General features: G+C 72.8%; 13 protein-coding genes. All 13 read right to left on the bottom strand.

The window, feature by feature from the left end; genetic code table 11:
• Nucleotides 1-98 precede the first annotated feature (98 nt).
• A complete protein-coding gene (locus tag ACFPZN_RS11830; RefSeq protein WP_378281922.1) occupies nt 99-914 on the bottom strand; it encodes a VOC family protein in 816 nt (271 codons plus the stop codon).
• 179 nt (nt 915-1,093) lie between these two features.
• Nucleotides 1,094-2,284: a HesA/MoeB/ThiF family protein gene (locus ACFPZN_RS11825; RefSeq protein ID WP_378281921.1), complete on the bottom strand. Its 1,191-nt coding sequence runs from the start codon at nt 2,282-2,284 to the stop codon at nt 1,094-1,096.
• Complete coding sequence (locus tag ACFPZN_RS11820) at nt 2,277-2,468, bottom strand: hypothetical protein (RefSeq protein ID WP_378281920.1); 192 nt, start codon at nt 2,466-2,468, stop codon at nt 2,277-2,279. Before ACFPZN_RS11820 ends, ACFPZN_RS11825 begins: the two co-directional genes overlap by 8 nt.
• A 15-nt stretch (nt 2,469-2,483) precedes the next feature.
• Nucleotides 2,484-2,930, bottom strand: a complete 447-nt coding sequence (locus tag ACFPZN_RS11815) for a hypothetical protein (RefSeq protein ID WP_378281919.1) — start codon at nt 2,928-2,930, stop codon at nt 2,484-2,486.
• 37 nt (nt 2,931-2,967) lie between these two features.
• Entirely contained in the window at nt 2,968-4,251 is a 1,284-nt protein-coding gene (locus tag ACFPZN_RS11810; protein ID WP_378281918.1) for a hypothetical protein, read from the bottom strand.
• On the bottom strand, nt 4,248-5,384 hold the full coding sequence (locus ACFPZN_RS11805) for a hypothetical protein (protein WP_378281917.1): 1,137 nt from the start codon (nt 5,382-5,384) through the stop codon (nt 4,248-4,250). Before ACFPZN_RS11805 ends, ACFPZN_RS11810 begins: the two co-directional genes overlap by 4 nt.
• Before the next feature lie 185 nt (nt 5,385-5,569).
• Entirely contained in the window at nt 5,570-6,217 is a 648-nt protein-coding gene (locus tag ACFPZN_RS11800) for a protein-L-isoaspartate(D-aspartate) O-methyltransferase (protein WP_378281916.1), read from the bottom strand.
• Between the two features lie 425 nt (nt 6,218-6,642).
• Nucleotides 6,643-8,178: a class I adenylate-forming enzyme family protein gene (locus ACFPZN_RS11795; protein WP_378281915.1), complete on the bottom strand. Its 1,536-nt coding sequence runs from the start codon at nt 8,176-8,178 to the stop codon at nt 6,643-6,645.
• 25 nt (nt 8,179-8,203) lie between these two features.
• On the bottom strand, nt 8,204-8,821 hold the full coding sequence (locus ACFPZN_RS11790) for a dihydrofolate reductase family protein (protein ID WP_378281914.1): 618 nt from the start codon (nt 8,819-8,821) through the stop codon (nt 8,204-8,206).
• Between the two features lie 57 nt (nt 8,822-8,878).
• A complete protein-coding gene (locus ACFPZN_RS11785; protein ID WP_378281913.1) occupies nt 8,879-10,177 on the bottom strand; it encodes a tetratricopeptide repeat protein in 1,299 nt (432 codons plus the stop codon).
• A gap of 70 nt (nt 10,178-10,247) precedes the next feature.
• Nucleotides 10,248-11,477, bottom strand: coding sequence for a PP2C family protein-serine/threonine phosphatase (locus tag ACFPZN_RS11780; RefSeq protein WP_378281912.1), 1,230 nt, complete (start codon nt 11,475-11,477; stop codon nt 10,248-10,250).
• Between the two features lie 72 nt (nt 11,478-11,549).
• Nucleotides 11,550-12,791 (bottom strand): glycosyltransferase, encoded by a 1,242-nt coding sequence (locus tag ACFPZN_RS11775; protein WP_378281911.1) that lies wholly within the window; start codon nt 12,789-12,791, stop codon nt 11,550-11,552.
• Nucleotides 12,792-12,914: 123 nt separating this feature from the next.
• Nucleotides 12,915-13,661 (bottom strand): enoyl-CoA hydratase/isomerase family protein, encoded by a 747-nt coding sequence (locus ACFPZN_RS11770; RefSeq protein ID WP_378281910.1) that lies wholly within the window; start codon nt 13,659-13,661, stop codon nt 12,915-12,917.
• Nucleotides 13,662-13,663: the final 2 nt, after the last annotated feature.

Genomic DNA, 13,663 nt, shown 5'->3' with positions numbered 1-13,663 from the left:
ATGCGCCCGCACCGCGTCGGCGAGCGCGAGGACGGGCCCCAGCCTGGCCGTGATCTCCCCGGAGGGCACTGGGGCGTGGTCGACGCGCCCGGTCCCGGCTAGGACTCCGCCGTCCAGCCGATGACCGAGTGCTGATCGGGGTGGCGCTGGATGATGACCAGGGGCGCGGCGGTGGGGTCCTGGAGCCGGACGTAGCGGCCGTGCGACGTCTCGGTGCACGGCCCCGTCACGGATCCGCCCTGCCGCACGGCCTCGGCGGCGGTGGCGTCGCAGTCGGCGACGGCGAAATAGGGGATCCACTGGGCCGGAACGCCGTCGGGCAGGTCGGTGCGGACCACGCTGGCGACGGACCTTCCGTCCTTCCTCCACAGGTACGACGGCGAGCCGGTGACGCCCTCGAACTCGACCGGCTCGTTCCAGCCCAGCACGCGGCCGTAGAAGCGGCCGGCCGCGGCGACGTCCCGGCACACCAGCTCCATCCAGCACATCGAGTTCGGGTCGCCGAGCATCCCGGCGCCGGGGTGGGTGTAGGCCTGCCAGAAACCGATTCCCGCGCCCTGGTCGTCGTCGGCGAGCACCATGCGGCCCATGTTCACGACGGGCGTCGGTTCGAGATGGACGTAGCCGCCCGCCTCCCGCGTGGCCGCCATGGCCGCGACCAGGTCGTCGAGGCCGAAGAAGCAGGTCCAGAAGGGGGCGCTGGAGTCGTCGGCCAGGGCCACCAGCCCGGCGACGTCCAGCGCGCTGGACGCGTCGTGGGTGAACAGCGTGTGGTCGCCCAGGCGCCGGTCGGCGATGATGTAGGAGCCCCAGCCGAACAGCCCCCGGTAGAACCGCTTGGACGCTTCGACGTTCGGGCTGGACAGCTCCACCCCGACCGGCGCGCCGGGCTCGAACGACGTGATCTCCGGCATGCCGATCTCCCCTTCGCGCCGGGCGTCGCCCCCTTCGGCTCGCGCCGGTCCCGCCCGCGCGCTTCCACGCTACGGGGCCCGGGGTAAACGATCACAAGCCCACCGGAATCCTGTTGCCCAAGAAATCGGCATTACCGGAAATATCGCCATGCGGTGCGGGTCTGCGGGAACTCGGGCGGTCAGGAGGGCGCGCCGAAGAACTCGTCCTGGATCTCGGCGTGCTGCCGCGAGCAGGCCCGGCAGTCCGGAAGGCGCTGGAGCAGCACGCCGTACCAGCGCAGGACGCTCAGCCGGTCCACCCCCACCCCCATCGGCTCCAGCCCGGCGTGGGCGAGCTCCCGCCGGTTGATCCACTGGTGGACGGGGGCGACCAGGTCGGCGCTCAGCGAGGCGAAGGCCGGGGACTCGCCGTCCAGCAGCTCCACCAGCGCCAGCTTCGCCATGTGCAGGGCGATCGGCAGGATGTCGGTGGACAGGCCGGGCTGCGGCTGCACCGTCCGGTCGGTGTAGGAGACCCGCGCCGCCTCGTCACCGCTGCTGATCTCGTTGTCGCCCGCCTGCTCCGGCAGCGCCGACACGAAGCACTGGTAGCACGCGGTCAGGCCGGGGACGACCCGCTGCACGACGCCCCCGTACGCCCGGCGGAACACGCCGCCGAGCACCAGCGGGACGTCCTCCTCCAGGCACAGCCGGTTGATCAGCAGCCGGCTCTCCCGGTTGTCGGTCGCGCAGATCACCACGTCGGCGGGCAGCGCCCGGACCAGCTCGCGCAGTTCGGACCAGGTCTCACCGCTGACACGCAGGTCGCTGGTCACGATCCGGGCGGCCGAGTGGTGCCGCCGCACGAGGTCGCGCAGCGCGTTCACCTTCAGCCGCCCCACGTCGTCGAGCCCGCACTCGTGGCGGGAGATGTTGCCGACCTCCAGGCGGTCGTGGTCCAGCAGCAGGAACCGCCCCACGCCCGCCTTGGCGAGCTCGCGGACGATGAAGCTGCCGCCGGACCCGAGCCCCAGCACGGCCACGCCCTTGTCGCGCAGCACATCGGTCTCGAAGATGCCGCGCACCCGGTCGAAGGCGTCCGCCCCCGCGGGCACCAGCGTGGTGCCGATCGGCTCGCCGGACGGGCTCCGGCAGGTCAGCCCGCCGTCTTCGACCCGGCACACCGCCAGCAACCCCGCCTCGTCCGGTCCCGGTTCACCGGTTCCGGAGTCGGCGGGCAGCACGACCAGGTCGTCGCCCGGCGCGCCGTCCACCACCCCCAGATCTCCCTGGTCGCGCAGCCGCACGCGGAACCGCGGCCCCGCGTTCCCCTGCGCGACCACCGCCAGCGCGGCCGGTGTGAACACCAGATGGCGCACCGTCTCAGCCATGCGCGAACGCCTTCATGTCCTCGGCGTCCACCTGGGGAACGTGGTCACCGGGACGCTCCCCGGCCGAGCGGACCTCGAACTTCCCGGTCGCCGGGTTGAAGACCATGCGCTGGCCGGGCGGCATCTCGCCGGAGGCGGCCTGTTCCAGAAAAGCCCGGATGTCGTTGTGCGTGTCGCCGGCCATGCGGCTCCTCCAGCCTCAGTCCATCAGGAATCGGTTCAGCGGGCTGCCGTCCTGCAAATGGCACTCGTAGGCCACCAGCCAGAGCATGCCCTTGCGGATTATCTTCACGATCGAATGGTCGGCGGACCACAGGTCGGGCCGGTACGTGCAGATCTTCACCCAGCCGGGATGGTCGGTCCTCCAGGTGTGCATCTCATGACTCGACCCGTGCGACTCCATCGTCCGGCGGCCCTTCCAGCCGAGCAGGGGGCTGGGCCGCACGATGTAGGTGCTCGGGCATTCGTCCGGATAACCCGCCGGAATGTTGACGCGCAACGTGTAGTCGTTGCCCAGGTTCGTCGTCCAGTTGCCCGCGACGTACGTGGAGCCCCTCGGGTCGAAGAAGCCGAAGAGCGGGAACTCCCTGCGCAGAACGTCGCGTTCCTGTGACAGCCGCACGATCTGATGGCGATTCCAGCTCATCCTGATGTCCTTTGCAGCGTGCCTGTCCGACGGACGATCACGGCGCCCGGTCCAGGAGTCGGAGTCCCCAGGCCAGCGTGTTCGGAAGGCCGTACCTTTCCTCCTCGTCGCTCGGCCGCCATTCCTCGAACTCGTGCTCGGAGTAGAAGAGCCTGCAGGCGAGGACGAGCGGGCGCTCGCCGTCCCACGCGGTGTAGAAGTGCAGGCGGCTGCGGCGGCCGTGGACACGGACGATCAACGCGATCCGGTGGTGCTTGATCGGCTGCAGCTCGGCCTCGTACCGGCCCTCCAGCACCTGCAGCAGCGGCTGGATGTGGTCCCTGACGTAGTCGGCGAGATCGGGGACGGGGCTCAGCCGCGGCCCACCCCGCTCGTCGCGACGCGGGTCGGCCGGCGTCGCGTCCGCCCCTCGTTCACCCGCCTTCTCGGCCTTCTCCTCCTTGGCCGGCCGGGCCGGAGCGGCGTCGGCGGGCGCTTGTTCACCCGACGGCTTTCTCGTCGCGACCTCGGTGCGTTCGGGCTCCCTCCCCGCCGCCTCGCTGCGCTCGGGCTCGTCCCGTTCGGGCGCGTCCGTCGCGGTGTCGTCGGCCGCGCCGGGATCGGCGCGGGTCTCCAGGGCGGCGCGCTTGTCGGAATCGCCGAAGTGCGGGAGCCGATCGGCCAGCCCCCGCCACCACGAGGACCCTGCGGCGGACGCGTCCGAGCTCGCCAGCACGTAACGGACGCGCGGCCTGAGCGCGGCGGGACGCAGCGAGCCGGCGACCGAACCGTCCAGCTCCACCCTGCTCAGCGCGCGGCGCAGCGGGCTCTCGCCGGGCAGCACCTTCAGGGACGCCTCGGCCCGGGTGAGGTTGCGCGCGTCCATGTAGAAGAAGGGCGTCAGCTTGACCTTGGTCTCCTCGCCATCGCCCCGGAACACGCGCGAGCGCTTCTCCGGACCGACGAAGTTGGCGAGGATCTCGGTGTACTGCGGACGCTGGTGCTTCTGCGCGTACCGGCGCGTCCGCTCGCGGTCGCCGCTGCTGGGCTCGTGCAGGTCGAACCAGTGGTGGGAATGCCACATGCCGAGGCACTGGACGCCGAACTCCTCCCACGACAGCCGTTCGAGCTCCCAGGTCACGTCCGGGTCGAGCTCCAGCGTGGACGAACCGCGCACGGCGCGCTCCGACGGCCGGGTCGCCAGGAAGACCGTCGGCCCGCCGCCATGGCTGAACAGGCCGAACAGGCTGCCTCCGGTCTCGATCCGCTCGTGGTCGAAGGTCTCGTCGGCGATGACGCGCAGCTCGGACTCGAAGATCCGGACCAGGTAGTGATCGTTCACCGGAAGCCCTCCGCGATCTCCAGCAGGGTGCGTTCGGCCGACCAGTCGGCGGCGTCGATCTCCATCCGCTCGCGGAGCGCGCCGGCCACGTGGAACACCATCGGCGGGCTGAGCGGGTAGTCGGGGGCCAGGACGAACGCGAGTTCGAGGTCCTGGTCGGACACGATCAGCGCGACCCTGGTGTCGCCGAACTCGGCCGTCTCGTGGTCGAAGCCGCGCCGTTCCAGTTCCCGCAGCTCCATCTCCAGCCGGCAGCCGAACACGTCGCCGCCCGTCCCGGGTTCCGCGTCCCCTGCCGGCGGGTCCGCCGGAGCGTCCGCCGGAGCGCGGCCGGCCAGCACCGAGCCGCGCAGGTCGGCGCCGGCGAAGCCGCGCAGCTGCCAGTGGTACTCCAGGCAGGTCAGGACGAACCAGGCCACGGCCGCGGCGATGACCTTCTCGGCGGGCTGGCCCGCTTCGGAGAGATCGATGTGCTGCCAGGTCGGGAGCGATCCGCCGTCCGGCCGGGTGGGCCTGCCCGGCCCCGTGCCGAACCGGGCGATCCGGATCGGGAAGCCCGCGGCCCCGTCGACGGCGGGGAACAGCGAGCCCAGATGGGCGAAGGCGCTGATGTCGCTGCCGTCCGCCTCGAACCAGACGACGATCGCCGGATGCGCCGGGAACTCCAGCGCGCTGATCTCCGCCGCCCCCACCGAACCGCGGATCGTCCGGTCGCCGACGAACGCCCCCGTGTGCAGCTCGGCGTAGCGGGAGAATCCGGCGACCTCCCGCAACGCCTCGTGGATCAGCCCGGGCAGCCGCCCGGCGGGCAGGCCGTGCCAGGAGACCGGTGCGACCAGCACGGCCGGGCGGCCGTCGGAGATCTTCTCCGCCAGCCGGCCGATGACCCCGAGCGGATAGTGCTCGCCGCGATGGCGATACCGCTCCAGCAGCATTCTGCGTTCGTGTTCCTCGCGCGCCTGGATCTCGCGCGCGGCCGCGTCCCGCCGCTCCGCGATCTCGATCAGCCGCCGCTCTTCCTCCGCCGCGCCGACGACCCCCCGATTGCGCAGCTCGAATCCGATGAGATCCGGAATCCGGCCGGCGAGGCCACTGATCACCGGGCCGAGAATGACGGCCAAGAACCATTCCACCCGTTGCTCCCCCGTAGAAGAGAACATCCCCTCGCTGGAGGGTAGTCCGGCCGTCACCCGCGGAGCTCTTTTCCGGTCGTCCACATCCGGCTACGTGGTTTTTTCCACGCATCGGGGAGAATACGGCGGCGACCTTTTCCGCCCCGGAACGGGCCCGGTGATCGTTCAGATGATCGAATTCCCGGTCATTCGGAGAGCCCGTGCCTTCCGACCAGGGGAACGAAACGCGCGAACGTCACCAGTTCCCCTTTCAGCAGCCGTCCGCCCCGCTCGGTGAAAGCGATGACCCGCTCGGCGCCGCCGGTGCCGATGGGCTGGACCAGGCGTCCCCCCGCGGCGAGCTGCCCGGCGAGCGGGGCCGGCACCTCCGGGGCCGCGGCGGAGACGACGACGCCGTCGTAGGGGGCGTGTCCGGCGAGCCCGCGCGTCCCGTCGCCCACGATCACGGTCGCGTTCGGGACACCGGCCGCCGCGAGATTGGCGCGCGACCGGGCGGCGAGGTCGGCGTACCGCTCGACGGACCACACCTCGCGGGCGAGCCGTCCGAGCAGGGCGGTCTGGAAGCCGAGCCCGGTGCCGATCTCCAGGACCCGTTCGCGGCCGGTGAGCCCCAGCGCGGCGACCATCTGCGCGATGAGCGAGGGCTGCGAGGTCACCTGGCCGTGCGGGATCGGCAAGGGGATGTCCTCGTACGCCTCGGCGCGATGCGACGCGGGGACGAACCCTTCGCGCGGCGTCCGCCGGAACGCGTCGAGCACGCGCGGGTCGTCCACCCCCTGGTCGCGCAGCGCACGGATCAGCGCGTCCGATCCATGGCGCTCGCCCGCCCGCATGGCTCCCCCCTCCAGCGATGCGAGGGTTATGCCCGCTCACCCCGGCCACCGCACACGGGCCGCTCGGCTGGCGCATCGTGGCCGTGCGAGCCCAGCCGTGATCAGCGCGGCCGCAGGGCCGCCGAAACCAGCCGCCGTCGCTCGGCGGTGAGCCCCCGCCACCCACCCGCCGCCACCAGCGCGGAGGCGACCGCCGCACCGGCCAGTTCGGGCCAGCCGAGCCCCGGCCCCGCAGGCTCCGGTCCACGCCGAAGACCTCATCGATGGTGCGCCGGCCGCCCAACGCCTTGGCCGATGCCAGGTAGGCGGGCCAGAAGAGCGGCTCGTCCAGGAACGGCGTCCCGTCGACCAGCGGCGCGCTCTCATATCCGGCCTCCAGCACCCGAGCATGATCGCAGCACCGCCCGCCGCGCACCACCGCCGGGTCAGGTGAGGAGCGCGCGTTTGAGGACCTTGCCCATCGGCGACCGCGGGAGCTCGTCGACGACCTCCAGCCGTTCGGGGCACTTGAAACGGGCCAGCCCCTGCTCCCGGCAGTGCTCGACCAGCCCGGAAAGGGTGACCTGGTGGCCAGGGGCGGCGACGACCACGGCGCACACCCGCTCGCCGGTCCGCTCGTGCGGCTCCCCCACGACCGCCACGTCCGCGACCCCCGGACACCCCAGCAGGACCCCCTCCACCTCCCCCGCCGAGATGTTCTCCGCGTTGCGGATGATCACGTCCTTGATCCGGCCCTCGACCCGCACCCGGCCCTCGTCGTCGACGGATCCGACGTCGCCGGTGCGCACCCACCCCTCATCGTCGAACACCTCCGCGTCCAGCGCGGCGTCCACATACCCCAGGAAGCACTGCGGCCCCTTGAGGCGCAGCTCGCCGCCGACCACCCGCACCCGCACCCCGTCCATCGGCCGCCCGACACCCGACCCGACCCCCGGATCGGACGGTCTCTCACTGGTGGCCACCGGAAACTCCGTCAATCCCCAGGACCCGGCCACGCCCGCCACCCCCAGCACCTGGGCGACCTCGCGATTGACCGGTTCGGGGGTCGCCGCGCCGCCACCGACGCAGGCGCGCAACGCCGGGAACAGCGGCCGCCCGCCGTGGCGGCGCTGCGCGGCCACGTACGCCTGGAAGAACGGCGTCGCCGACCCCAGGATCGTGGGCCGGTGGGCCGCCATCCGCTCCGGCGTCACCGCCGGGTCGAAGGCGTCGAACAGCACGAGCCTGCACCCGGTCCGCAGCGCGGACGCCAGCATCGACACACCACCGATGTGGGCCAGCGGCCACGCGATCGGATACACGTCGCCGGGGCCGAGGCCGAGACCGTCGACCGGGCCGTTGGACGAGGCGATCACCGAGGCGTCGGTATGCCGGACGCCCTTGGGATCGGCCGTCGTCCCCGACGAGTAGTAGATCCACCGGCACTCACCGGAGCCCGCCGGCGGCCCGGGAAGATCACCAGGGTCCCCGCCCGGCAGCCGCAGCGCCGCACCGGGCGGACCGTCCAGATCCAGGACGAGCACCTCAGGCCCCAGGGACCGGGCCATCTCGCCGTGACCGAACCCGCGCCAGGTCTCGGGCACCACGACCAGGCGAGCCCGCACCTGCCGCACGATGAACCCGACCTCCCGCTCGCGGAACACCGGAATGATCGGATTCTGCACCGCGCCCAGCCGGGCGCACGCCGCCATCAGCACCGCCGCCTCCAGCGTCGTCGGCACCTGCCAGGACACCACGTCACCCCGGCCGACACCCAGAGCGCGCAGACCCGCCGCCACCCGCTCCGCCTCACCGGCGAGAGCGGCCACCGTCAGCGAACGACCATGATCGTCCGCCAGGACCACCGCGTCGGGACGACACCGCACGGCTTCCTCCAGCAGACCCCAGAACCCGCCCTCCACCACTTCGGCCTCCTGACCGGTAACGGGAGCCGACCGCACGCTCGGCACCCCCAGTCTCATACCTCTAGAGGTTTAAGGCCAGAGGTCACGCCACGACGTCGTAGGTCAGGTGCGTCGCGGTCGAGGTCGGGACCACGCTCCGCTGTACCAGCGTGCGCGGCGTTCCGCCGGTGAACAGCGGCGTCCCGGCGCCCAGCACGACGGGCGCGAGGTGCAGCGACAGCACGTCGACCAGCCCGGCCGCGAGCGCCGAGCCGATCGTGGCGCCGCCGCCCATGAGGACGACGTCGAGGTCCTCGCCGCGGTCCGCCGACGCCGCCTCGGCGCGCTCGCGCGCGGTGGCGACGGCGTCGGGCAGGCCGGTGGTGACGAACGTCCAGTCGAGCTCGGTGAGCCGCACCGACGGCGGCGGCGAGCTCGTCACGACGACGAACGCGGGCCTGCCGACCTCGCCGGCGCCGTAGCCGGTGTCGTCGTTCCAGCCGCCCGGCCCGTCGACCACGTCGAAGAGGCGGCGGCCGAGGACGACGGCGCCCGAGCGGGCGGTCCCCTCGCGCAGGACCCGGCGGTCGCCGGGGTCGTCGGAGAACGCCCAGGTGTGCAGGGCCTCGCCGCCGGTGCCCAGACCGCTGTCCGGGCCGGGGCCGGGCCCGGTGACGAAGCCGTCGAGGGAGATCGAGATGTCCGCGATGATTCGAGTCATGTCAGGGCAGACCCGCTCCGCCGCCCGAACTCATCGCCCACGCGCCCGCCTGCCCGGTCAGACCTCGGTCCGCTGGACGAGGCCGGCGCGGATCCGTTCGGCTTCGGCCAGGTCGTCGCCGGATGCCGCCTGCGCTCGGTAGATCAGGATGGCCTCGTCCACCGCCTTCAGTGAGGCGTCGAGGTCGATCCCGTGGGCGTCGCCGATCGACGCGGCGGAGCAGAGGGAACGGGCGAGGCCGGAAAGGTGCTCGGCCCTCCCGGACTCGGCCGCCCGCCGCCTGATGTCGACCGCCTCACGGGCCGACCGCAGCGCCTGCTCGGGCTGTCCGATCTCCGCCAGCCGCTTGCCGAGGTTCTGGACGGAGACAGCGAGAAGCGGCAGGTGGACGTCGGGATCGTCGCCCGCGAGATCGCGCAGGATGCTCACCGATTCGGTGGCGGCGTTCACCGCGCCTTCCCGGTCTCCGGTCTCCGCGAGGAAGTTCCCCAGCCCGTTCAGGGCGACGGCGAGGTCGGTGCGGTAAGGGGCCGGGAAAGGCAGATTCCGGCAGTGGTCGATCGCTTCCTGGACGGCCTCCACCGCGGCCGCCGTGTCTCCGGCGTGGGACAGCTGCGTCCCGAGATTGATCAGCCCCATGACCAGGTTGGGCAGGTGGGCCGCCGCATCGGCCTCGGCCAACCGGCGCCAGGTTTCCACCGCCTCGCCGACGGCCGCGAGCGCTGCGTCGCCGTCCCCGGCTTGGCCGAGGTGGACGCCGTGGCGGTTCAGCATCAGGGCCAGCTTGGGGAGGTGCGCGGCGGGGTCCTCGTCCGCCAGCCGCCGCTGGATGCCGACGGCCTCACCGATGGTCTCGACACCGGCACGGTCGTCCCCGGCCTCCACCAGACGGGTGCCGAGCCCGTTCAGCACATTGGCCAGCCGGGGAAGGTGGGGCGCGGGCTCCTCCTCGGCGAGGTCCCGCATGATGGCCACCGCTTCGCGGGCCGGTTCCAGCGCGGCCCGCTCGCTGCCGGTCCTCGACAGGCGGATCCCGAGGTTGTTCAGGGCGAGCGCCAGGAAGAGCCGGAACTCGGCAGGGTCCTGCCCGGCCAGGCGCCGGAAGATGTCGGCCGACTCCCGGGTCGGTGCCAGCGCCGCGCTTTCGTCTCTGGCGTCCGCCAGCCTGAGGCCCAGATCGTTCAGGGCCGTGCCCAGGCCGGGAAGGGACGAGGCGTCCTGCCCGGCCATCCGCCGCCAGTCCTCGACCCGCTGACGCGCTTCCAGTACGGCCAGGTTCTCGGCCCGCTCACGGCCCTGATCAGGCGGGGCCGCCGCACGGGCCGGCACCGGACGGCGCCGGCCAAAGATCCGCAAGATCACCACACCCCACCAGACCGACCACCCGCATTCCACCACAGCGGGCCCGACGCGGGGACCATCGTGATCAGAGGCGGGTGATGATCAGGGCGATGTCGTCGGCGCCGCCGCCGGCGACGCCGAGGCGGGCCAGCAGGGCGTCGGCGGCCTGCTCGGTGCCCAGGCGGGCGCAGTCGGTGAGGGCGTCGGTCAGGCGCCGCAGGCCGGTGTCGATGTCCTCGCCGCGGCGTTCGATGAGCCCGTCGGTGTAGAGCACGAGGGTGTCGCCGGCCTGGTAGTGGATGCTGGCCTGGGGGCGGAGGACGTGCAGCGGGCGGGCGCCCAGCGGCGGGTCGGTGGCCTGGTCCAGCAGGTCGAAACCGCCGTCGGGGTGGGCCAGGACGGGCGGCGGGTGACCGGCGCTGCTGTAGCTGAGCAACCGGCTTCGGGTGTCGACGATGACCTTGACGGCGGTGGTGCCCAGCGCTCCCTCCACCGACCGCGCGTACAACCCCAGGACCTCCAGGGCCTGGGCCGGGCGCTCCAGGGCTCGGACGGCGGCGTTCAGGGCGCTGCGGAGCATCCCCATGACGGCGGCGGCCTCCAGGCCGTGCCCGACGACGTCACCGACCGCCAGGGCGAGGCGGTCGGGCGCGATGTCCGCGACGTCGTACCAGTCGCCGCACACGTTCAGCGACGCGGCGGCCGGCAGGTACCGCACCGCCACATCGGCGTGATGGACCAGGTCAGGGGTCTGCAGCATAGCCTCCTGCAGGGTGAGGGCGACCTCGCGTTCACGGGTGTGGGCCTGGCGCAGCTCCTCGTTCAGCCGCTGCAGCTCCCGCGCCCGCGCGTACAGCTCGGCTTCCAGCGCCTGCGCGTTCTCCGGAGGGGCCGCCCGGGGATGGGCGCTCTGGAAGGCCCTGACATAGGCGGTGACGTCCTCGACCCGGTGGATGATCCACGTCACCCGCCCGTCCGGCCCGGCCACCGGGGTGTTCACCGGCGACCACCAGCGCTCCTCGAACCGGCCCGGCTCGCCCGCCACCGGGATGTCGTACTTCTGCAACGCGATGGTGTCCTGCTTCCCCGTGGCCAGGACCCTGTGCAGGGAGGCGCCGAGGTTCCGGACCCCGTCGGCCTCGGGGTCGGCCGGGTTGTCGGGGAACGCCTGGAAGATGTGCTGCCCGACCAGATCCTCCCGGGTCCGCCCGGTCGCCTCCAGATACGCCCGGTTCACGTCCACGATCACCAGATCGGGCCCCAGCACCAGATACGGGCTGGGCGTCGCCGCGAACAACGCCGCATAGTCGACCAACGGTCCCACACTTGCCCCCCCGACCTGCGCGAACCTGGATTCCAGGGTACGCGGCGCCGCCCGGTCAGCGGCTCACGTGGACACGGGCGGCTTGTCCCTGCTGATCGCGTCCACCAGCAGCTTCGCGGCCGCCGCCGCCCCGTCGGTGCTGATCGTGCCGGCCAGGGCGATCGCTCGTGCGCGGGTCTCGGGGGCCAGGGCCGTCTTGAGCGCGGCCGACAGGGACTCAAAGGTGGGAGCCGGACCGTCATGGGCCGTGCCGATGCCCAGATCGGCCACCCGGCCGGCCCAGTACGGCTGGTCCGCCGATTGCGGCACCACCACCTGGGGCGCGCCGGCCCGGGCGGCCGTGGTCGTGGTGCCCGCGCCCCCGTGGTGCACGACGGCGGCCACCCGGCCGAACAGTGCCTGCTGGTTGACCTCGTCTACGGCGAAGCAGTCGTCCCGGTCATCGATCAAGCCCAGTTCGGCCCAGCCGCGCCCGGCGAGCACGCGGCGGCCCTGCGCCCGGACCGCCTGGACGACCACCTGGGAGAGGTCCTTCGCCTCGCGCATGGGCGTGCTGCCGAAGCCCACGTACACGGGCGGTGCGCCGGCGTCCAGGAATGCCTCCAGCTCGGCCGACAGCGGGCGGACGTCGGGAAGGATCCACGCGCCGGTCTGTACGACATCCAGGTCCGGCGTCGGCCGCCACGGGTCCAGGACGGGGTCCGTCGCCAGCCACGGCCGGTCGCCGATGACGTAGTCCCGGACGTCGTCCACCGGGGGCAGGCCGAGCGACGCGCGGTTGCTGTTGAGCGCCTCGCCGAACAGCGCGTTGATGCTCTGGGCGTCCAGGTCCCACAGCACCCGGTTGTCGGTCACCTCCGGCGGGAACGGCCGGCCCGGATAGGCCAGCGGCGCACGGTGCGGCGACGGCAGGGTGAGCTGCTGGAAGGTCACGGACACCGAGCGGATGCCCAGCTTCTCGGCCACCGACCGCGCGCCGGCCGCGGCCGGCGTTATCCCGGTCGCGACCAGCACGTCGCAGCCCTCGGCCGCCGCGGTGATCCTCTCGAACTGGCCGGCGATCAGCTCGGCCGCGCGCCGGGGCAGGCCCGCCGGCGTCGGCGGCGCCGCCGCGGTGGTCAGCGCGCGCGCCGACGGGCCGACCGGCACCAGCGGCACGCCGACACCGGCCAGCCGCTCCGCGAACTCCTCGTCCGGCGGCGCGCACAGCCGCACCTCCGCGCCCAGCGCCCGCAACCGCACCGCGAGCCCCGCCAGCGGTTCCACATCCCCGCGCGACCCGTACGTCGACAGCAGCACCCGCACTTCGCATCCCCCGTTTCCGCAGCCTCGCAGCACCCGGCCCCCGGCCCAGGCCGACGATTCTGCGGCATGACCCGGGTCTTGCCGCAAGCCCCCGGGTCCGCTATACGTTGAGAACGGAGGGCGTCACCGCGCATCGGAGCGGCGGGCCGCGAACCCCTCGCGGGCCGACGGGCCGGCGGTCACGTGCAGGTGCCGCGCCGACTCGATCTCCACGTAGTCGGCGATCGCGCTCGTCTCCGCGGACAGCACGTTCGCCTTCATCATCCGCAGCGGGAACGGGTGGTGGGCGACCAGCCGGCCCGCGAGTGCCAGCACTTCCTCGTGCAGCACGTCCGGCTCGAACACGCGGGTGACGAGGTCGTGGCGCAACGCCTCCTCGGCGCCGAGCTTCTCCGGGAAGAACAGCAGCTCGCGCGCCCGCGCGCCGCCGACCAGCCGGATCAGCGACCACGCCAGCCCCATGTCACCGGAGACCCCGACCTGGAGGAACCCGGTGTTGAAACGGGCGCCGGCCGCCGCGAACCGGAAGTCGCAGGCGCACGCCCACCCCATCGCGGCACCGGCGCATCCGCCGTGGACGGCCGCGATGGTCACCTGCGGCATGGTGTGCAGGAGCGTGGCGGCGTGGTAGACCGGCCCGAGCCGTTCGAGCGTCGCCGGATCCGACTCCCAGTCGCCGCCCAGGTCCGCGCCGACCGAGAAGTGCTCGCCCGCGCCGCGCAGCACCACGACGCGGGCATCGCTCGCGGCCACGTTCACCAGCGTGCGGTACAGCTCCTCGCACAGCTCGATCGTGACGGCGTTGCGCCGCTCGGGCCGGTTGAGCGTCACGATCGTGACGGCGTCCCGGCGTTCGGTGCGCACGAGCATCG

The organism is Actinomadura rugatobispora, assembly GCF_042656285.1.
GTDB lineage: Bacteria > Actinomycetota > Actinomycetes > Streptosporangiales > Streptosporangiaceae > Spirillospora > Spirillospora rugatobispora.
The sequence above is the reverse complement of the archived record's forward strand: the minus strand, read 5'-3'. Positions and strand labels throughout refer to the sequence as shown.

What these genes read in the sequence shown, in the direction of transcription:
- ACFPZN_RS11830 (WP_378281922.1), bottom strand. Translation starts at nt 914, where the DNA reads ATGCCGGAGATCACGTCGTTCGAGCCCGGCGCGCCGGTCGGGGTGGAG.
- ACFPZN_RS11825 (WP_378281921.1), bottom strand. Translation starts at nt 2,284, where the DNA reads ATGGCTGAGACGGTGCGCCATCTGGTGTTCACACCGGCCGCGCTGGCG.
- ACFPZN_RS11820 (WP_378281920.1), bottom strand. Translation starts at nt 2,468, where the DNA reads ATGGCCGGCGACACGCACAACGACATCCGGGCTTTTCTGGAACAGGCC.
- ACFPZN_RS11815 (WP_378281919.1), bottom strand. Translation starts at nt 2,930, where the DNA reads ATGAGCTGGAATCGCCATCAGATCGTGCGGCTGTCACAGGAACGCGAC.
- ACFPZN_RS11800 (WP_378281916.1), bottom strand. Translation starts at nt 6,217, where the DNA reads ATGCGGGCGGGCGAGCGCCATGGATCGGACGCGCTGATCCGTGCGCTG.
- ACFPZN_RS11795 (WP_378281915.1), bottom strand. Translation starts at nt 8,178, where the DNA reads ATGAGACTGGGGGTGCCGAGCGTGCGGTCGGCTCCCGTTACCGGTCAG.
- ACFPZN_RS11790 (WP_378281914.1), bottom strand. Translation starts at nt 8,821, where the DNA reads ATGACTCGAATCATCGCGGACATCTCGATCTCCCTCGACGGCTTCGTC.
- ACFPZN_RS11770 (WP_378281910.1), bottom strand. Translation starts at nt 13,661, where the DNA reads ATGCTCGTGCGCACCGAACGCCGGGACGCCGTCACGATCGTGACGCTC.